Annotated in this window: 15 protein-coding genes and 1 tRNA gene; 6 read left to right on the top strand and 10 right to left on the bottom strand. The window is 37.2% G+C overall.

Features of this window, described 5'->3' with window-relative positions:
• Positions 1–170 precede the first annotated feature (170 nt).
• Positions 171–2,078, top strand: coding sequence for a glycoside hydrolase family 97 protein (locus HX109_RS09735; RefSeq protein WP_178951495.1), 1,908 nt, complete (start codon positions 171–173; stop codon positions 2,076–2,078).
• 32 nt (positions 2,079–2,110) lie between these two features.
• On the opposite strand, the gene HX109_RS09730 is transcribed toward HX109_RS09735, so the two are convergent.
• The 3 genes from HX109_RS09730 to HX109_RS09720 form a co-directional block, all read right to left on the bottom strand.
• Positions 2,111–2,833 carry a GntR family transcriptional regulator gene (locus HX109_RS09730; protein ID WP_178951493.1) on the bottom strand — a complete coding sequence of 241 codons (723 nt, stop codon included), beginning with the start codon at positions 2,831–2,833 and terminating at the stop codon, positions 2,111–2,113.
• Between the two features lie 84 nt (positions 2,834–2,917).
• Complete coding sequence (locus HX109_RS09725) at positions 2,918–4,303, bottom strand: DUF4038 domain-containing protein (RefSeq protein ID WP_178951491.1); 1,386 nt, start codon at positions 4,301–4,303, stop codon at positions 2,918–2,920.
• 75 nt (positions 4,304–4,378) lie between these two features.
• Entirely contained in the window at positions 4,379–6,535 is a 2,157-nt protein-coding gene (locus tag HX109_RS09720; RefSeq protein WP_178951490.1) for a glycoside hydrolase family 36 protein, read from the bottom strand.
• Between the two features lie 82 nt (positions 6,536–6,617).
• Between HX109_RS09720 and HX109_RS09715 the strand changes: the two genes are divergently transcribed.
• The 5 genes from HX109_RS09715 (at position 6,618) to HX109_RS09695 (ending at position 12,133) form a co-directional block, all read left to right on the top strand.
• Complete coding sequence (locus HX109_RS09715) at positions 6,618–8,465, top strand: hypothetical protein (protein WP_178951488.1); 1,848 nt, start codon at positions 6,618–6,620, stop codon at positions 8,463–8,465.
• Positions 8,466–8,476: 11 nt separating this feature from the next.
• A complete protein-coding gene (gene deoC, locus HX109_RS09710; RefSeq protein WP_178951486.1) occupies positions 8,477–9,172 on the top strand; it encodes a deoxyribose-phosphate aldolase in 696 nt (231 codons plus the stop codon).
• Between the two features lie 57 nt (positions 9,173–9,229).
• Positions 9,230–10,213: a GRP family sugar transporter gene (locus tag HX109_RS09705; protein ID WP_255462665.1), complete on the top strand. Its 984-nt coding sequence runs from the start codon at positions 9,230–9,232 to the stop codon at positions 10,211–10,213.
• A 4-nt stretch (positions 10,214–10,217) separates the two neighbouring features.
• Positions 10,218–11,138, top strand: coding sequence for a ribokinase (gene rbsK, locus HX109_RS09700; protein ID WP_178951482.1), 921 nt, complete (start codon positions 10,218–10,220; stop codon positions 11,136–11,138).
• Positions 11,139–11,254: 116 nt separating this feature from the next.
• Entirely contained in the window at positions 11,255–12,133 is an 879-nt protein-coding gene (locus tag HX109_RS09695; protein WP_178951480.1) for a helix-turn-helix domain-containing protein, read from the top strand.
• Positions 12,134–12,335: 202 nt separating this feature from the next.
• Here the strand turns inward: HX109_RS09695 and HX109_RS09690 are convergent, their stop codons facing one another.
• The 7 genes from HX109_RS09690 to murC form a co-directional block, all read right to left on the bottom strand.
• The gene (locus tag HX109_RS09690) at positions 12,336–14,495 is read right to left on the bottom strand and encodes an alpha-N-acetylglucosaminidase (protein ID WP_178951479.1); all 2,160 of its coding nucleotides are present in this window, start codon (positions 14,493–14,495) and stop codon (positions 12,336–12,338) included.
• A gap of 535 nt (positions 14,496–15,030) precedes the next feature.
• Positions 15,031–15,104, bottom strand: a tRNA-Arg gene (locus HX109_RS09685).
• Between the two features lie 167 nt (positions 15,105–15,271).
• The gene (locus HX109_RS09680) at positions 15,272–15,721 is read right to left on the bottom strand and encodes a GatB/YqeY domain-containing protein (protein WP_178951477.1); all 450 of its coding nucleotides are present in this window, start codon (positions 15,719–15,721) and stop codon (positions 15,272–15,274) included.
• Between the two features lie 103 nt (positions 15,722–15,824).
• A complete protein-coding gene (gene ftsZ / locus HX109_RS09675; protein WP_178951475.1) occupies positions 15,825–17,780 on the bottom strand; it encodes a cell division protein FtsZ in 1,956 nt (651 codons plus the stop codon).
• 79 nt (positions 17,781–17,859) lie between these two features.
• The gene (ftsA, locus tag HX109_RS09670) at positions 17,860–19,212 is read right to left on the bottom strand and encodes a cell division protein FtsA (protein WP_178951473.1); all 1,353 of its coding nucleotides are present in this window, start codon (positions 19,210–19,212) and stop codon (positions 17,860–17,862) included.
• Positions 19,213–19,215: 3 nt separating this feature from the next.
• Positions 19,216–19,935: a cell division protein FtsQ/DivIB gene (locus HX109_RS09665; protein ID WP_178951471.1), complete on the bottom strand. Its 720-nt coding sequence runs from the start codon at positions 19,933–19,935 to the stop codon at positions 19,216–19,218.
• A 132-nt stretch (positions 19,936–20,067) separates the two neighbouring features.
• The gene (gene murC, locus HX109_RS09660) at positions 20,068–21,429 is read right to left on the bottom strand and encodes a UDP-N-acetylmuramate--L-alanine ligase (RefSeq protein ID WP_178951469.1); all 1,362 of its coding nucleotides are present in this window, start codon (positions 21,427–21,429) and stop codon (positions 20,068–20,070) included.
• Between the last annotated feature and the right edge of the window lie 5 nt (positions 21,430–21,434).

Below are 21,434 nucleotides of genomic sequence, written 5' to 3'. Positions count from 1 at the left end.
TCGGTTTAGATAGCCTTGGTAATCCAATTTTATCAAAAGTGCAGTGTATTATTTCAATGGAACAAAAAAAGTACAATTGGTTCCGTTAAAATTTTATCTATTTTATATTTTTGAATTAACGACAACTAGGATTCACCAATACCAAAACCACCATGCACAAAACATTTTTGTTGAAATTATCAGTAATCACACTTTTAATATCACTTAATTCTTGCAAACAGGAACAAGCGCAGGAAATTACCTTTTCTTCTCTAAATAACACCATCAAAAGCAAAATCTACACACAAGAAGGATTTCTTTTTTACGACCTATACTTTGAGAGCGATCCCGTAATAAAAAATGCCAAACTAGGTATTGTAAGAAGTGATGCTGACTTTTCTAAAGAACTTTCGATCAAGTACGTATCGAAAGATAGTAGTTTTACCCAAAGTTATAAGCTAAAAACCGGTAAGCAACTGGACGTTACAGCTTCTGGAATACAAAAAAGAATTACCGTACAAAATGAGTCGGGCAAAACCTTTGATGTTGAGTTTCAATTATACGACTATGGATATGCCTATCGTTACGTCTTCCCAGAACAATCGGAACAAGAGGTATCTATAAAAAAAGATGTGAGTACCCTAAAATTTGCTGCCGAAGGAAAAGCATGGCTAATGCCCCAGGCGAAACCCACAAAATGGGGGCCTGCCTACGAGCAATATTTTGAGGAAATCACAAATTTATATGAAAAATCCCCTACTGAAGAAGGATGGTGTTTCCCAGCTCTTTTTAAACTTAATGACACATATGCTTTAGTAAGTGATGCAGGTTTGGACACTTCTTATGCAGGATTACATTTTAAAGCAAATTCACGGGAAAAGGAATATGAAATGGTTTTTCCTAACCAAGCGGAGGCCGAAGGAAAATATGATACCAACCCTTCCCATACGCTTCCATGGAAAACTAGCTGGGTTACTGTAGCTCTATCCAAAGACCTTAATGAAATTGTTAACTCCAATCTAGTTACCCATGTGAGTGAAGAAAATCAATTACAAAACACCTCTTGGATTGCTCCCGGCAGAGCATCATGGAGTTGGCTAGCAGATCATGATAGTCCGCAAGACTTTAATAAGTTGAAAGAATACGTAGATCTAGCTTCAGAAATGGGCTGGGAATATTCTTTGGTGGATGCCAATTGGAATAAAATGAAAGGCGGTGATATTGAAAACCTCGTAAAGTATGCCAATTCCAAAAATGTCGGTTTGTTGCTATGGTATAATTCGGGTGGCCCGCATAATACCGTTGGTGAAGAACCAAGGGATAAAATGCATTTAAAAGATATTAGAAGAGCTACTTTTAAAAAGCTTCATGATTGGGGCATAAAAGGTGTTAAGGTAGATTTCTTCCAAAGTGACAAACAGAAAATTTTAGAACTATACCCTGAAATTCTTAAAGATGCAGCCGATTTTGAGATTTTAGTGAATTTTCATGGAGCGAGCATCCCAAGGGGTTGGGCCCGCACCTACCCCAATCTTGTAACTATAGAAAGTGTATTAGGTGCCGAATGCTATTCGTTTAAAAAAACTTACACACAGAGAGCACCCGTAAACAATACTATTTTGCCATTTACAAGAAATGTAATTGGTTCTATGGATTATACTCCAGTATTATTTTTAGATAATAAAATGCCCCATATTACCAGCTACGCGCATGAACTTGCTTTATCGGTTCTATTTGAATCTGGAATTCAGCATTTCGGAGGGTCTAAAGAAGGTTATGAATCTATTCCAGCCTACGCAAAGGATTTTTTAAGAAATGTACCCACCACATGGGACGAAGTTAAGTACTTGGCAGGAACACCTGGTAAGGATGTTATATTGGCTAGAAGAAAAGGTGATTGTTGGTATTTTTGCGGAATTAATGGGGAAGACAAGGCAAAGACTTGGACGGTAGACACCTTATTCATTGAAGGTGAAGCTTATTTTGACATTATAAGTGATGGAAAGTCCTCAAGATCTTTTAATTATTCCCCAAAAGCCAAATCTATTGAAGTTACAGTATTGCCTTACGGAGGTTTTGTTGCTCGATGCAATAAATAATCCGTTTAAGAAAGTACAACCAATCGTAAAAATTATAAAAAATAACTGTTGCTAATTGGATACTTTTTGGTGCTGCTGTAGACTTCACTGTAAACAAAAAAGTTTGGCTTACTAGTGGTGAATTTAATGGAGATATGCAAAATAGGGCTTCCCTCTTCTATATCTAGTTTTTTGGCTATGGCTTCATTGGCATGTATGGCCCTTAATTCTTGTTCAGCACCTTTTATTTCAATCAAATGATTTTTACTTAAAGTTTTAAAAAATGAATTGTCTACAAACTTATTTGCTGAAATTAATGGCAAATGGCTTAACGAATAAAAAGTTTTATCTACCATGATGGGAGTTCCGTCTAAAACGCGAAGACGTTTGAAAGTAACCCACCTAGCGTCCTTATCGTCATCGAAAAGTCCCATCAAATAATCCTGTGGTAATTCATTTTCATTGGTGTCTTCAAGAACAATGGTTTGAGACTTTTTTCCTGAGACTTCAGAAAAACCCTTCACAGTCAATAACCCAAGAGCTTTATTTTTTTCGATAACAAGGCTTCCTCTTCCTCTTTCCTTCTTAATAAAACCGTCGTTTAACAACTCATCTAAAGCCTTTCTGGCGGTAGTACGGGTTATTTTAAACTCTTTACAAAGCGCATTTTCTGAGGGTAAATAATCCCCTGGCTCGTAAACTCCTTTTTGGATTTTCTTCTTTAAGTAGTCTCCTACTATTTGGTATTTTGGAATATGTTTGTCGTCACTCTTCATCAATACGCATATATTTATAAATAAAATTTGCAGTGTAGCTCTTCAAATAATAGAATTTTTAAATAAAAAATACTTCCGCAAAAATTATTTTAGAGTTTTCAGGATCTTTTCACTTTTAGCTTTATCGCAAAGAATTAACAGGAAATCGCTCCCTCTTCCAATAGACCAAGGCTCAAATTTCATAATATTTTCATTAGCTTGGAAGTCACCTATTTCTTGAATACTTCCATCCCGTGGGTTAAACCAAAGCGCATAGATGGTTTTATTATTAAAAATTTCCATCAAAGAATCCTCTTTCAATGTAACTGGGCGTCCAAAAGGCGTATAAGCAACTACCAATTGCTTTTTTGCTATATTGGCAACGGTAATATGTGTTTCGTCTTCTGGATTATCTCCTGAAAGAAGCGACTGTGCAGGTTGTAATTCGTACCATGGCAAGGATTCTAAAATTTGTTTTAAAAAGGATAATTGGCGACACCCTGGCAAATGCAATGATTCTTTCCAATGAGTCCTTACATAATTTATAGGTTCTTTGCCGGGACTAAACATTTGCCAGATATCATGGGTACCATAGGTATACCCTGCGCCCCCAGAGAGAAAAGTCCAATAAGCGGAGGCCCTTACATCCGAGGCATCCATCCAACCATACATATCTGGTTTAAATCTATCTGGATGGTTTTCGTATCTAGGCTCTCCATTGATCACTGGTTTGGACGGACTCATTTTTAAACTTTCCGCAACAAATTGATAATCTTTAGCCAACCGGTCATGACCTGTTTGAAAAAAGTCAAAATCCAACCAAGAAGTATCAAAATAATCCCGTGCCTTTTTACCACCGTTCGGATGATATGTAATTAAATGATTTTTGTCATTAGCCAAAATCCCTGATGCCATGGCATTTACAATATCTTTATCTTCCTTATCCTCTGGCCATCTATCGCCTCCCAAAACCCAAATGATGTTAGACTGATTCTTATATCTTTTCGCTAGGATTTTACCAAAAATCTGCGCATTATTAGGTGTGAAAATTTCCGGGCCTTCCCCCCAGGCCTTATTAAATTTATCTCCCCAAGTTGGTAAGAGGGCTACATATATTTCTCTTTTTTGTGCTTCTTCCAAAACATAATCAATAAATTTAAAATAAGGTTCATTAATACTGGTTGGATCTTGATTTATAAGCGGTATGTCTCCATTGGCGTTTGGCGTTTTTAAGCCGTCCAACTCAGCCAAAATAACGGCTTGAATTACCGTAAACCCCTTTTCTTTTCTATCATCCAAATAAATTTGCACCTCTTCTTTTGTAAGTCTATGAAATAATTCCCAAGCAGTATCTCCCAACCAAAAAAATGGTTTTCCATTTGCCGTAGATATATACTTTTTGTTTTCACTTATCATTAATTTGGGCAATGGTTCTTGAGCCCCTATTTTCAAAGTGAGGATAAATATAAGTGCGGATATGTATATTTTCATAGAGTAATTAATATGTTTAAATTGATTCTGTTAATGATAGCTAGCAGTATTTAAAAAAGTGAAAATAATAAATTATTAAGGAGTTGAAGCTTTGGTTACTTCAAAAATTTTACCACCATAGGGCTTTGGGATTTCAATTTTAATACCATTCTTCATTAAAAACTCCCCTTTTTCTTTTAATACTATTTTTTCTGAAACTGCTTCCCTAATCTCATATGTATCTTTTGGATTAAGTTCTGTTAAAAACACTTGCCTATCGCTTTCTAAGGCCCCTTGCTTAAATACTCCAAAAATTCCACCGCTTTTAGTTTGGAAATTAATGCGTTGCCATCCGTCCCACATACCTTCATTGGGTTCACCAAACCCTTTTAGGTCTTTTCTATAAGACATGTAGTCATGTTTTTTCTGCATCGCTTTCAACCAGATTGCCCATTTGTGAATAAGTTCTTTCTTTTCACTCCAAATTTTTCTCGGATCTCCAAGAACGATTGGTACGGTACCAATGAGCGATTTAAATCCAAACATAAAATCGGGATCGTCCATAGGTAAGTTTCCAATAACCAGTGAAGATGCTGGTAAAGCTGGACTTCTCCACCAAGCCATTTGCCGAACCCTCAAAGCTCCTACTGGCGAAGCCTCTTCAAAATTAGACAGCCAGTTACCTTCTGCATTTTTAGCCAAAGCATAATCCATCATATGAAGCTTTCCTGCCGTTTCAAAAGTACAATCAATAAATAGATCTGGAGCCTCTTTATGGAGTTCATCAAAAAAACTAATAAGCTCATCATACAGAACAATAAGCGATTCAGGTTGATCCTTATATTTTGGATGGTTTTCAGCATAAGAACCAGCTATAGATTCATTATTAACGTATGGGCTGCACACTACGGCCAAGTCCAATTTAGCATAAGCCAGGCCATAATCTTTTACTAACCCCAGCAGTATACCTTTAATATAATTTTTCCATGGGGTACCAAAGGAAGCCGTATAAAAGCCTTGGTCTTCTTTGCTGTCGAAATGGAGGTTCCCTATCGCTCCTTCTTCATTTCTCACAAACCATTCGGGATGCTCTTGAAAGACCTTGGAGTCTTTGGTGGCAGAACCAATGGATATCCATAAACCTGGCTTCATCCCTAGCGATTTAATATAATCGAATACAGGTTTTAACCCGTCTGGAAACTTATTTTTATCTACCAACCAATCGCCGTAATTCTCTCCCCATCCACGAATCGATGATTGTCGGTGACTATTAACCTGCCATCCATCATCTATTACAAACTCTTCAATTCCACACTCTGCAGCAGCTTTGGCCACAGATCTAATAAGGGAATCGTTTATATGTGTTCGAAAAGGATACCAAGTATTATAGATAAAAGTGGGTTTTTCCTCCATATTTAAAACCCTGGGCTTCATATGTTTTTTTATAAAATAATTAATTTCATTGTTCACAATATCGAAGCCGTCGTTTCGATTATTATAGAGTCCGATAAACACTTTTGGAATTTCCCATTTTTCGTTCGGTTTTAACCATTTTCTAAAGGCATAATCTTGATCGGGCTGAGTGAGCCCTATTTCTATATTATTTTTTTCCGTATGAAAAGCAGTTCTTTTAAGCACTCCTATCGTTTCATTCCCCAAGGCGATCCCTTTTTGCTTACCCATATCATGAACAACAACCAAGGCGTCGTCCCAATCTCCAATATATTTCATTAAATGCTTCATTCTGGCATAGTTTTGATATACCCAACTGGATGTCGCTTCTAAAGTAGTATTAAGACTTTCTATAACCATCCCTTCTATTTTAATTTCTCTGGATGAGATATTTTTAATGTTCATCCATTTTCTTGTAATAGGAAGGTTTGGATACATTACGTAAAAAAGGGTCACTTCAATGGTAGGACTATTTATTTTCTGTTGAAGTGTAACGGAAAAACCGTATCCCCCATCTTTGGTGTTAAGTGATTTCTGATTTTTAAATTCCCACGAGCTATTTCCCGTTATAAGCTCATCATCTAAAAGAAAAGAAAAATCTTCGCTTCGGCCTATCAGGGTGTCTTTCCCTTCAAGAATCCCAAAACGAGCTGTGTTCCACCGATTATCAGAAAAGGAAAAAGTCCGTTTTATAATTCCATTGTTCAATGTAATGCTATCTCCGTTGAATCTCGTATAGTTTTGGCCAAGCATAGTTCCACTAAAAACAATTGGAAAGATCCATTTTAAGAAAGTTTTCATCAATAAAAAATTTGATTAAAAATAGAAAATAAAACTTGTACGTACAAGTTTTATTTTCTATTTTTGAGTTTCAACCAACGTTATGAAAAACAACCAACCATCCAGAAGAAAATTTATAAAAAACTCTACATTATTCAGTGGGGGAATTTTAGCTGGCTCTTCCTTAGCCTGCAATAATGAAAATGCTAAAGAGATATATTGGCAAGATTATAGTTTTAGTCTGCCAGATGATTTTTCTTCCATAAACACCAAAGTAAGCGGTATTCTTTACTCGCAAATAGGTTATAATTTAGGAGAGACTGTTAAAATTATAATTAGGGTTCCCGAGAAAGAACTAATGACTGTTGATACTACATGCAAACTCATTCCAGAAAAAAATGAAGACGAATACCAACAACCTTTTACCTACTGGGGAGAACAATGGAAAAGCCATTGGTGGATTGCGGAATTTAAAAACATTGAAGAAGAAGGAACCTGGAAAATCTTGGTAAATAAAGAAAATGAAATCTTGTATAAACAATCAAACTTACGGGTAAAAAAAGAAATTCTCTGGCAGGAGACACATCTTTGGGCTTCGGTAGATATGTTGGAAAGACGAAAACATTTTACCGGAGTTGGGGCAGGATGGCAAGACGCAGGAGCCCTCTGGGCAGAAAGCCCAGCTCAAAGCGCGATGATAATTTGTTTGACTGACATCGCTGAATACAAGCATTCAAGTATTGATGAAAATTACCTAAAACGGGTTTACGAACAAATAACCGTAGGCGCGGATTATTTGGTTATGACCCAAGAAAAGGCCAAGGAATTAGGCTATCCTGAAGGCGCCATGTCTCATGATCTTCTCGGACATGAAGATTTTATTTTGCCAAATGATGTGGCAAAAGCTGTAGTAGCTCTATACAAATCTGCCAAAGTTTTACCAGAACAATATTCAGAAAAAATAGAGAAGTACGTAAATACAGCAGATACATCATTAGATTGGCTCTTAAATAAAGCGACCCCAATGGGGGACTATGGATACAGTAAATTCCAAAGAGGTTTATCAGAAAGTACAAAAATCCCGAGCGATGAATGGCTAACACGAGATTTGATTTTTCTATGCTGGGGAGCTTTGGAACGCTACAAAAAAGGAGATAAACAATACAAAGAAATAAGCATTGCCTACGCCAACCAAATTTTGCAAAGACAAATCCCTATCGATACCCCAGAACAGGGGTACTATGGCCATTTCAAAGAATTTGACAGTTTGCCACACAGTGAAAATTTGTGGGTGCATGCCATAAAACATAAAGAATATGGAGCAGATGCCGGTGGCCTGTTTCCAAATTACCTTATTCCTTTTTTTGAGATGCTCGAACTTTGGCCCAATCATGAAAATGCCTCAAAATGGAAAAAAATGCTGAAAAACTATGCAGATGGCTTTTTAATCCCGTCCTGCTTTGAGAATCCGTTTCTAATTGTCCCTAACGGAATATTTGGAAACGAAGGGCCTATTTGGTTTGCTGGATTTTTTCACGGAACCAACAGCATTTACGGCTACACAGCAGCCATTGCTGCCAAGTTATACGGCTTATTTAAAGATGAAAAGCTTAAGGCTATTGCATTTGGTAACCTTCAATGGATTGCCGGATTAAATGCTGGGGTTACCCATGATTGTTTAAAAGGATCTGTTATCTATTCAGAAGATATTCCAAAAAACCAAGCACTGCCCAGAAGTATGGTAAATGCCATTGGAAATAAAACTGCCGGAACATGGTTTAATACTCGGGGGGTGGTTTGCAACGGTTTTTCTACTGGAAAACAGTTTGAGATGGATGTAACTCCTAAAAAAGAAAATGACGGTCCGTTTTCCTTAACGGATGAAGATTGGATACCGCATTCAGCAGCCTTTCTTACAGGGGTCATGGAACTCAATAAAATATCAATTTAATACTACCTAAAATGAAGCAAGAAATTTCAAAAATGATTGATCATTCAATCCTACACCCTTCCCACACCCATAAAGATTTAATGGAAGGGTGCCAAATAGCAGCAAAATACAATGTAGCCTCGATTTGCGTAAAACCCTATATGGTAGCAGATGCTAAAAAGATGCTTGAAAATACTGATGTAAAAATAGGCTGTGTGATAGGTTTTCCAGCTGGAAATTCAACCATAGACGTTAAAGTATTTGAAGCCGAAACAGCTTGTAAGGACGGCGCTGAAGAAGTAGATATGGTCATTAATATTGCCAAAGCTTTGGAAGAAGATTGGAAGTATTTAGAAAGAGAGATAGGTTCCGTTACCAACGTTTGCCACCAACATAAGGCAATCGTAAAAGTTATTTTTGAAACTGATTACATTACAGAGGATAAGATCATAATTAAGTTATGTGAGATTTGTACAAAAGTAGGGGCAGATTATGTAAAAACATCGACAGGTTTTGGTTTTGTGAAAAATGAAAATGGCACTTACGCTTACACAGGGGCTACCATTGAAAATTTAAAATTGATGAAAAATAATATTGGTCCCAATGTAAAAGTTAAAGCCTCTGGTGGAATAAGGAGTTTAAATCAGTTACTAAAAGCGAAAGAAGCCGGCGCAAACCGGGTTGGGGCAACTGCTACAGAATCGATCGTTCAAGAAACCGAAAAATAACATTAAGAATAATCGCTAACAAATTCTTTCCACATGTTTATTGTAGACTCATATCCAATGGCAGTACTATTCTGCTTTATTACAATGCTTGGTTGGGGTTCGTGGATCAATACCATGAAACTCACCAAGAACGAAGATTGGAAGTTCCCACTCTATTACTGGGATTATTCTATCGGCCTTGTTTTAACTGCTTTAATTTTTGGTTTAAGCATAGGTAGTCACGGAGAATACGGAAGAAGCTTTTTGGAAGATCTAAGTCAAGCTAGCACTGTAGTCTTGGGTTTTGCTTTTCTGGGCGGCGTTATTTTCAATCTTTCAAACTTATTGATTGTAGCCGCTACAAATATAGCTGGGATGGCCGTAGCTTTTCCCATTGCTGTGGGCCTGGCTTTGATTATTGGAGTGGTTGTAAACTATATTGCAGATCCCATTGGAAATCCATATTTACTTTTTTTCGGACTCCTATGCATCGTTTTGGCTATTGTTTACAATGCTAAGGCTTATAAAAAACTCCCGCAAGAAAAAGCAGGAAACAAAGCCAAAGGCATATTATTATCTATCTTATCTGGTTTTTTAATGGGCTTTTTCTATCGTTTTGTCGCAGAGTCAATAGCTCCGAACTTTAAGAATCCAGCACCTGAACTATTAACCCCATACAGTGCGATGTTTGTTTTCACGTTGGGGATTTTCTTTTCAAACTTTATTTTTAATACCTGGTTTATGTACCTTCCCGTAGAGGGTAAAAAAGTAACTTATACGGACTTTTTTAAAAAAGGAAATACGAGAATTCACCTTATCGGTATTTTAGGAGGTTTAATTTGGTGCACTGCTATGGAGTTTAATTTAATTGCTGCCGACAAAGCTGGTTTTGCCATTTCGTATGGTCTTGGCCAAGGAGCCACTATGGTTTCGGCCGCATGGGGTGTTTTTGTTTGGAAGGAGTTTGACGCTGCCAAAAGAGAAACAAAACCGCTTTTAACCGCAATGTTTACGCTCTTTATATTAGGACTTTTTTTAATAATTATTTCAAGATTAAAATAAAACAATGGGAAATAGAATCGTGGTAATTGGAAGCTCGAATGTAGATTTAATTATGAAAATGGATCGGCTCCCAAAAGTTGGGGAAACTATAACCAATGCCGAATTTCAGCAAGTTTTTGGTGGAAAAGGAGCAAACCAAGCCGTGGCTGCAGCAAGAGCTGGAGGAGATGTTACCTTTATTAATTGTGTAGGCAAGAACGATCCTTACCACGAAAGAATGATTCAAAATTTTGAAGAGGATTCTATTAACACCCGTTATATTCATAAAATGGATAATCTCGTAAGCGGCCATGCGTTAGTTATGATTGGCGACGACGGAAAAAACTACCTCTCAGTAGCACCCGGAGCGAATTATGCCCTTACACCCAAAATTATTGATAAGAGTATTTTGGTAATCGAAACTGCCAGTATTATTTTATTGCAATATGAAATTCCAAAAGAAACCATAAAATATGTTTTAGAGCAGGCTGCTGAAAAAAACATACCTGTGATGTGGAATTTTGCCCCAGCTCAAGAAATAGATAAGCGTCTTTTTAAATCGGTACATATATTAGTGGTTAATGAAACTGAAGCTAGTTATTTATCTGGAATTACCGTTGAAGATATAGAAACAAGTGCCTCCGCCGCTAAAGAGTTAAACAAACTCGGGCCGCCTATTGTTATTATAACCCTAGGAGAAAAAGGGGTTATTTATTTTGCAGATCATCAGGTTTACCATGTACCGGCATATAAAGTGAATGCTGAAGACACTACTGCAGCAGGAGATGTATTCTGTGGAGTTTTTGCGGTAGCATATTCAGAAAAAAAAATATTAAAGAGTGCCATAAAATTTGCCTGTGCTGCTGCTGCACTCTGCGTGCAAAAAGTAGGGGCTCAACCGTCCATACCATCACTAAAGGAAATTGAGGACCTCTACAGAACGTGAATTATGAAAGGTAAAGTTTGATTAAATTAATTTAAGAATATATAGACAAAAATACTTGTACGTACAAGTATTTTTTCTTACTTTAAGTGCAGGTTAATTTTTTTAAACTGAACATTATGAGTACTTTAAAAAACATTCATTGCGAGATCACACCTTTATCTAAACAGGACTGTTTTTTAATTTTTAATGAGGTAAAAAGTAAGTTTAATTGTCCGGTTCACTATCATTCCGACTATGAATTAAAATTTATAAGGAACGGAAAGGGCATTAAAAGAATTATTGGCTCTAATATTGAAAACATAGATGATATTGAACTCGTCTTAATCGGGCCACACTTACTTCATGGCTGGGAAACTTGCGAAAAGCAGCATAAGAACATTTATGAATTGACAATTCAGTTTCAAGAAGATCTATTTACCGAGGAGCTTCTTTGTAGAAATATCATGAATAATATCCGGAAGCTTTTATACAAATCTATTTATGGGGTAAGCTTTTCCAAAGAAACCGCCATAGCTATAGCCGATGAAATTCAAGCTGCAATTAAACTGGAAGGCATGGATTATTTTTTAAAAATGATTTCTATACTCCAAATTCTTGCTAGCTCCAAAAATCAAAGGATTCTTTCTTCTCTTATCAATTTAAAAGCAGAATATAAGGGAGTTGAAGACATACAAAAGGTTTATGATTACATTCATAAAAACTTTGCCAGGAAAATAACCCTTGACGAAATGGCGAGCCTAATTAATATGAGCCACGTATCCTTTAATCGTTTTATGAAAAAACATACGGGTAAAACACTGATAGATTACCTCAATGAGGTTCGTATAGGGCAAGCATCTCAAATGCTAATAGAAAAGGATTATACTGTTTCCGAAATCGCTTATCTATGCGGGTATAACAGCATAGCCAACTTCAATCGGGTTTTTAAAAAAATAAAGCAATACACGCCTACCAATTATAGAGAGGAATTCTCTTTACTAACATATCATGTTTAAGTTATATTATTCTTCATATAATCTATTAGTAGAAAAACAAGGCATACCGTCCACCATTTTAAAATGAATCCGCTTAAACAAAGAAAACGAATAATTCCTGCCAGATCAGTTGGTTTCGGTAGCTTTGGTCAGCACATTATTATTTGGCACAAAGAATTGCTTATGTGCAATTAAAAGTAGCCCTTTGATTATTATTACAGCACTACGGATTGGTTTCGACAAATGAATTTACCCTTTTCGCCATTTTTTTAAAATCTTGAATATTTAAATTGGGATCTTTCTGCTGTGTATAACCCCATTGATCTTCAAACGTATAAAAATCTGGAGGCTGTGGATTATTCCCTTCCAGTACCGATTCTAAATAATCGAAATACATTTTCCACCGTTTGTAGTAGAAGCTGGATAATAAACCGTGCCATTCCCTATAAGCATAATCGTGAAGGTCAGCAGATCCAGGCTCGTCAGCCCAAAGAGTAATAAGGCGATTGGCATTCCATAAAAATAATTCTGACTCTTTTTTTGAATGTCCAGATTCAAAAGCTTTTTGTTGCCAATCGTATAAAGAAAAATGTGGCAATACTGAAACTAGGGAGTCTGTAAATGCTATCATATTCAAAAAATCATTGGCATGCTCTTTAAACGCCTCGTTCTCCTTCCGTTCGAAAGCATCTTTAATCTGTTGATGTTTTTCGTAAGCAGATGCGGTTAGCAATTGTCTTCCTATATTTACTAAATCTACTTTATAAGTTTCAGTTTGAATTATATAGTCGTCGCTTACACTCATTAAGTTTTCAAAAGATTTCTTGAGGGTTTCTTGGCTGTAAGGCATCAAATTATAATCCGGTGCCCAAGTTGTGGTTTGTTTAACCGCTAGGGAGGGGCGGGCACACATAATATTTTCCGTCCGAAAAGGAATGTTATATACGCTTTCCGCAAGGTTTTGAATCGCTTCTTCAGCATTTTTATTATACCGGCCATACCTGTAAGTAGCGTAATCAGCGAGCCAGTTATCCTTGTTAAAGGAATCATCTTCCCATGCCATATCAAAAAACAATTCGTACACCAAAGGATCGGTAAAAACACCTTCCATAGCCATTCCTATTCCCTTATAATATTTTTCGTAAGGTGGTTTTGTCAACTTAAGCGGAACTTGGGTTATGCTATCTATATTGGCATACATATAGGTATTGTTACCAAAATTATTGACATTACACCATAGAAAATCCCTCTTGCCAAAAATATTCCTTGTGGCATAGGCCGGCACCCCTTCCCCTGAAAGATTAAGAACTAAAGTGGCATCTGCATCTGTGCCTGTCAACAGTTCGTCCGTAGGGTTTTCTTGCCATCCTGTTAAAAGCCATATCGCATCTTCGCTATGCTCCCTCATGGCCGATTGAATTCCCATTGCCGCCTGTGTTGGATCCCCCATTTTTTTTCCACCTTCATGAAATGGATCCCCACTAAAAAAAGATGCTTTTCCAAAAAGCTTCTCTTGTTCATCATAAAACACCTTAGCCATACTTGTGAAGAGTGAATCGTTTGGATCTAAAAAAGCGGGTCGCTGAAATCCTCCCCATAAGGTATCTTTGTAGATTTGATTATTTGGATATTTCTCACGTAAACTATTTGGAACCATCCCGTAAAAAGCTGGTAATACTGGCTCTATCCCTAATTCGTCCATGCGTTCAAGTATTTTCTTTTGTAATTCCACCTGTTCGTCAATCCAATTTTGCGATACAGGACCGCCCCACCCCTCTAAATTGTCCATTAACCACCAAGAAGTATAAGCTGGTCCAGGCAGAAATTCCTTTATTTCTTTATCGTTAAAATCAATTTTTTTTAAAGTATTCTGCCAAACCGCTTCCATCCCAATGGGAGCAAGCGCCAAATTAATTCCTTGAAATGCCATCCAGTCTAACTCCCTTTCCCATTCTTCCCAAGAATAGAAAAGATAGCTATAATTGAAAGCTACATAGTTTAAATAATAACGATAGGTAGCATTTGATTTTTTATAAACAGGCTCCGCTATTTCTGGTAAACTATCGTATTTAGGGATTTGCGTTCCCAAACGAGAGACATTACCCTTCATAAAATGACGCATATAATGATAAAAAGCTTTGGAGAAAGCCGATTTGTCGGTAGCCCTTATGTGTACGCAGCCATCTAAAGAGCTAATTTCAAATGCACTTCCCGTTGTATCGCTTTTTAACTCCTCTAGGATAAAGTTTTCTGCATGTTCGGGTAAAGTCCTTTTTATTAATAAATGGATCGCATCCAGATCTTTTTCTCCATCGTTTTTACATGAATACGAACATAATATAAAGAACAAAAGAACTAAAGGTACTAACTTAGAATATTTCATTTTTAGAAGGTTTGGTTTGGTTGAATTTAAAGAAACATTCTGACGTTTTCTTCTCTTAAAATAACGATGTCTTCTGTTTTTCTAAACATTTTAAACTCATTTCGCTTTTAAATCTATTACAGTCGATATATCTCCATCATATTCAAATATCTTCTCTAAAAAAAATAGTTATAATTATGTTGACTTCTTCATCAGAAAATAGATCTGGCAGATTTTATTTGGAAAGCAAAACACAAAAGTAATTAAGATAAACCATGAAATAATGAAAATATAAAGCTCTCTACAATCTTACTTTTTATATAGAAACTACTGTAAGTATCCACTAATTTCTACTGAAAATTGGAGTTCGAAAAAATAAAAAGTTTATTCAAATCAGCAGTGAAGGATTGAAGATCCCATTGCGTTCCCCTTTGCAAATAGAAAACCCGCAATGCCAACGCATTGCTGTTTCTTGTTTTCCCAAAAAACTGAAACTTCGTTTCGCTTTTTTAGAAAACAAGAAACCACGTCTATCGACGTGGTTTTCTGCTTGTAGTGACCGCGGAGGGATTCAAACCCCCAACCCTCAGAGCCGAAATCTGATGCGCTATTCAGTTGCGCCACGCGGCCTTATTTTACTTTTCAAATATTCTATTTTCTAAACAATTGGTATGAACCTTATAAAGTCTCCCATCAATCTCACTTCTTTAAACATATGCATAAAACATATCATCTTTTTTGCGCCCTGCCGGCAGGCAGGCAGGCAGGTATTCAGTTGCGCCACGCGGCCTTATTTTTTAACTTAATTTGCTTTTTACTACAGTAGAAATGGTTTTACCGTCAGCTTGACCAGCCAATTCTTTGGAAGCCATACCCATTACCTTTCCCATATCTTTCATTCCCTCTGCTCCTGTTTTTGCAATTATAGCGTCTACTACTTTTGCAATCTCCTCTTCACCTAATTGTTCCGGTAAAAACTTTTCAATAATCGCTGCTTGTGCCAACTCCGGTTCTGCTAAATCTGCCCTACCCTGTTCTGTGTAAATTACAGCACTATCCTTTCTTTGTTTTACAAGTTTTTGTAACAGCTTAATTTCCTCCTCTTCAGAAAGTCCGTCTTTTGTCGCTGCATTGGTGCTTGCCAATAGCAATTCAGACTTTACTGCTCTTAAAGCTTCCAATGCGGGAGCATCTTTTGCTTTCATAGCGGTTTTCATTTCTGCCATTACTTTATCCTGTAAACTCATAACCGTCGTGTTTAAGTATAACTTTTTTCGCTGTGCGAATATAAAAAAATAACCCGAAACCTTCATTAAAAGATTTCGGGTTTATTAACTATTAACAATCAAATTAATCTACATTATCGTGTAAAAAAGAATTGTTACTCCTTAATTGAATTTCTTCATTGCTATCGGAGCCCACACTCATTCTTGAAGATTGATCGGTGTTTCTACGATCTTCTAAATCGATGCCCATACGTTTGTAGGCCGGTTGCTTCTCGATTTCTTCAATTTTTGATGCGTTGTTGTGAAACTTGTAATTAAAATCCTTCAACTTACGTCTGCGTTCTTCCGCGCGGCTTCTTAGACTGTCTTCAATAGAGCTGTTCATTGGGTCCACTTCTTCAGAAGTATTTTCTTGAGTAGGTTTCTCCTCTACCACCTTCTTTTTAAACGCCAGTTCTTCTTCTACCTTTTCCTGCTTTTTCTCCGCAGGTTTTGCATTGTTCAGCTGATCTTCCATTTCCATATAATCATCTAAACTATAACGCTTGGTGCCATCTTGGGAAACCTCAGTAACTGGAACCACCTCTACATGATCTTTTACCTCATAATCGTTTACATCTTCAGAAAAATCGAAAGTAACTGTATTTGTTTCTTCCTCTTCTTGGCTATCATCATTTAACGGCATATCAAAAGACAACATAGTCTGTTGCTTAGATTCCGGTTTTAAAATTTCAGGATCCACCACATTGATGTCTTTAATTTTTGCAGTGGTATCTATAATAACAAAGTCGTCGTCGTTTTCCAAAGTTACTTCGTCGTAAACGACATTTATATTTTTAATTAATTCTGAAGTTGGAATCAACTCCATGCTTTGTTCTTTTCGGTACTCTTTTTCTTCAGTATCATCCACCAAAGTGTGCTTTACCACTTTTTCCTCCTTGGGAGTTTCATTGATGGGTTGCTGCTGAGATTCTTCAAACTGATTGGAAAATTGAGTCGGATTATTCTTAGGAGTAAGGTCATGAACCGCTTTTTGTTCATCTTCTAAGGTGTGAATAATCTTTTTTGCCTCTGTATTAACAATTTCATGCTGCTGGTCTGCATTAAATCCCGTAGCAATTACAGTTACGGCAATAGCATCCCCAAGGCTTTCGTCTTCACCAACCCCCATAATAATATTGGCATTATGGCCAGCTTCGTTTTGAATGTGATCGTTAATTTCTCCTATTTCGTCTAGGGTAATTTCCTCGGCACCAGAAACAATAAGTAGCAGTACGTTTTGAGCACCAGAAATTTTGTTGTCGTTTAATAAAGGAGAGTCGAGCGCTTTCATAATAGCTTCGGGTGCACGGTTGGCTCCAGTAGCAGTTGAAGACCCCATAATGGCAGTTCCACTATTAGAAAGTACGGTTTTAGCATCCCGTAAATCGATGTTTTGCGTGTAATGATGTGTAATAACTTCGGCGATTCCCCGAGCCGCTGTGGCTAAAACTTCGTCTGCCTTCGAGAATCCGGCCTTAAAACCAAGATTTCCGTAAACCTCACGTAGTTTGTTGTTATTAATCATAATCAAGGAATCTACATGCTGTCTCAACTTCTCAACACCACGTTGCGCCTGCTGGTTTCTCATTTTTCCTTCAAACTGAAAAGGAATGGTTACAATACCAACGGTTAAGATATCCATATCCTTGGCCAGTTTTGCAATTACAGGAGCAGCTCCTGTACCCGTTCCACCGCCCATACCAGCGGTAATGAAAACCATTTTTGTATTGGTATCCAGCATCGATTGAAGCTCTTCTAAACTTTCAATGGCCGCTTGCTCCCCAATTTCTGGATTGGCTCCTGCTCCAAGACCTTCCGTCAAGGAAACCCCTAATTGAACCTTGTTGGGAACCCCAGTATTTTGTAACGCCTGCGAATCGGTATTACAGACTACAAAATCCACACCGTTTATACCTTGCTGAAACATGTAATTTATTGCATTACTGCCGCCACCTCCAACGCCAATAACTTTAATTACATTGCTTTGATTTTTTGGTAAGTCGAATGAGATGTTCCCTAAATCTGTGTTGCTACTCATAATAATTTTTTTTACCCTATTTTCCTGTTTACTACTTACTACTTAATTTCTTTAAACTTGCATCTTTAGTGTTGGTGAACTACTCTGCGTTGTCTAAAAAATCTTTTAATTTCTCTGACCATTTTTCTAAAAAGCTTCTGCGCTCTCTCGGTGGTTCAGTTGGTTGGGGCTCTGTTTGATTATAATCAGTTTGTTCTAATTCTTCTATATTTTCTTTGCTTTCCGTTTGTTTCGGACTTTCTTTTTCCGCTACTCTAGCTCCATTTTTCTTTTGTTGCTGAATAGCGTTCATTACCAAACCAACGGCTGTTGCGTAAACCGGACTAGCAACTTCGGCATCGGAATCTCCAGCCAAATGCTCGTTTGGATATCCTATTCGGGTATCCATGCCCGTTATATATTCTACCAATTGTTTTAAATGCTTTAATTGGCTACCGCCTCCAGTAAGCACAATCCCGGCAATTAATTTTTTCTTTTGTTCCTCATGCCCATAGTTTTTAATTTCCATGTAGACTTGCTCTACAATTTCCACCACTCGGGCATGGATTATTTTAGAAAGGTTTTTGAGGGTTATTTCTTTCGGTTCCCTTCCTCTTAAACCAGGGATGGAAACAATTTCGTTATCCTTGTTTTCCCCAGGCCATGCAGAACCAAATTTAATTTTCAATAACTCGGCTTGCTTTTCAATGATCGAGCAACCTTCCTTTATATCTTCCGTAACCACATTTCCACCAAACGGTATAACTGCGGTATGTCGTATAATTCCATCTTTAAAAATGGCCAAATCGGTAGTTCCACCACCTATATCAATTAGTGCCACACCAGCTTCTTTTTCTTCTTGGCTCAACACCGCATTTGCAGCTGCTAAAGGCTCTAAAGTAATCCCAGCTAAATCCAGTCCGGAGCTTTTTACACATCTACCAATATTTCTAATGGAAGATACTTGCCCAACTACCACATGAAAATTAGCCTCCAAACGGCCTCCGTACATTCCAATGGGTTCTTTTATTTCAGCCTGACCATCTACCTTGTATTCCTGCGGAAGTACATGAATAATCTCTTCCCCTGGAAGCATTACTAATTTATATACTTGATTGCAGAGCTTATCGAGGTCCATATCACTAATAACTTCTTCCGAGTCTGGTCGAGTAATGTAATCGCTATGCTGCAAACTTCTTATGTGTTGCCCTGCGATACCTACCACGCAATCATGGATTTTCAATCCAGATACACTTTCCGCTTCTTGAACGGCCTGCTGTATCGATTGTATGGTTTGTGTAATGTTATTAACCACTCCTCGGTGCACCCCCAAGCTTTTAGATTTTCCAATACCTAAAATCTCAATCTTACCATAATCGTTCTCACGACCAATCATAGCCACAATTTTTGTGGTTCCTATGTCTAATCCTACCGCGTATTTAGTATTTTCCATAATCTATTTTTTGGTACACACTACTTGATTATCAAAACTAAGATTCACTGCTTTATATTTTCCTAAAGTCTTATCGTGCAATCCTTTTTGATAAAAAGCCTTAAAATTGTTGAACTTCGCCTCTAAGTTTTCAATCGCGCCAAGATTGACAACAAAGTCTTCCGTTCTTAACTTTAATTCAAAATGATTTTTCTTTTGATGAATTCCAATAATATTCTTTTTTAGAAAGTCATCATCGTATATAAACTTGGTAAGCTTATACAAACTTTCCATCTCATTTTTTGTACTTACCCCTGTTACCAATGGCACCCTGGCAGCATAAACAGGAGACAATGGCATTTTCTCTCCTTCTATATCAATATAAAAAGATGGATTGGCTGAAACGCGCGCAATAGGCGTTCTCTGGCGGATTTTTGCCCCAATCTCCCCAGTTACAGATACATAAACGTCAGCCTCTTGAACCATTTCGTTGGAGTTAAGAGCCTGTTCCATTCTATTCAAAGCTAATTTTTCTTTTCGTACGCTCGAAGCATCCCCTTCATTTTGTATCAACAATTTATTAACTGTATTTCTGGTAATAAAATGTCCATTATCATTCAAGAAAACTATGTCTGAATCTTTGCTTAGCGAACGATTTTTATTCCTGTTATTCGAAAAAGAATACAAAAATACCAATGCCAAAAGCACTGTGCCAATTTTTATGTAATTAATATACTTTTTCATCTATTCTTTTTTAAAAAAAATCGGTTAGACCCGCTATGCCCGCAAATGGAATTATTTGCAAAATTCTCAATTTACCTCTAAAGGTCTCAGCAAACCATTGGTTTCATCTTTGACCATTTAGGCTGGTAAAACTTAACTGCTGCGGCTCATTTCACTTAACGTTTTTTTTATGGTGTTAACTTCTAGTCCAATATCTCCCGCACCAAGAGTTAAAAAAACCTGTGCATCGCTATTTAAAACAGCGGTAGAAAGATTTTCCTTACTAACTTTTTGTTTGTTGGGATTCTCAATCATCTCCAACAACCAATTAGAAGTTATTCCTTCTATAGGTTTTTCCCTGGCCGGGTAAATGTCCAATAAAATTATTTCATCAAAACGGGTTAAGCTCTTCGAAAACTCCGGGGCAAAATCTTTCGTCCTTGAAAACAAATGAGGTTGAAAGATTGCAGCAATTTTCTTATTGGGATGCGCACTTCTCACAGCTTCATAAACAGCGTCTATCTCTGTAGGATGGTGTGCATAATCGTCTATATAAACGAGGTTTTCTTCATTTATCTGATATGAAAACCTTCTTTTTATCCCTTTAAAACTGGCAAGCGCTTCGGCAAGACGACTTAGGGGGGTGCCTAGAGTTGTCGCCATTGCCAATGCTGCCAATGCGTTTAACAAATTGTGTTTTCCTGGTTTGTTAAACGTAACCCCCACAATAGTTTCTGTGGGTGTTACTAAATCGAATAGGTAGGTTGAGTTTGTAATCGTAATATTTTGAATGGTATAGTCGGAATCGTCTTCAATACCATATGTAATTCCTTTTATTGGCAGACCGTTCCTTACGAACAGCTTGCCGTTGGGTTTAATTTTGTCTGAAAATTCTACAAATGTTTGCTCTAAGGTTTCTTTATCCCCATAAATATCGAGGTGATCTGCATCCATAGATGTTACGCAAGCCACTGTTGGTGATAAGTGTAAAAATGAACGGTCGAACTCATCGGCCTCTACCACCGTATAATCGCTTCCTTCAATAAGAAAATTACTGTTGAAATTTTCTGAAACGCCTCCTAAAAAAGCCGTAATGGAAGTTCCCGTTTCCTTTAAAATGTGCGCCAAAATACTGCTTGTAGTAGTTTTCCCATGCGTTCCTGCAACTGCAAAACAGTAAGAATCTTTTGTGATTAAGCCTAAAACAGCAGCTCTTTTCTGCACTTCAAAACCGTTGGCAATAAAATATTGATATTCGGAATGGTCTTTTGGCACGGCTGGAGTGTACACTACCAATGTATTTTCCTTATTCTTAAAATCAGCAGGAATCTTTTCAACATCATCATCAAAATGAATGGCAATCCCTAAATCCTCCAGTCCTCTCGTAATTTCGCTGGGCGTTTTATCGTACCCGGCCACTTCTTTCCCAATAAACTTAAAATAACGAGCTAAGCCAGACATGCCAATACCGCCTATGCCAATAAAGTAAACGTTATGTATGCTATTTAAGTCCATTTGGT

Source organism: Galbibacter sp. BG1, from assembly GCF_013391805.1.
Classification (GTDB): domain Bacteria; phylum Bacteroidota; class Bacteroidia; order Flavobacteriales; family Flavobacteriaceae; genus Galbibacter.
This window is presented reverse-complemented; position numbering and strand designations above follow the sequence as displayed.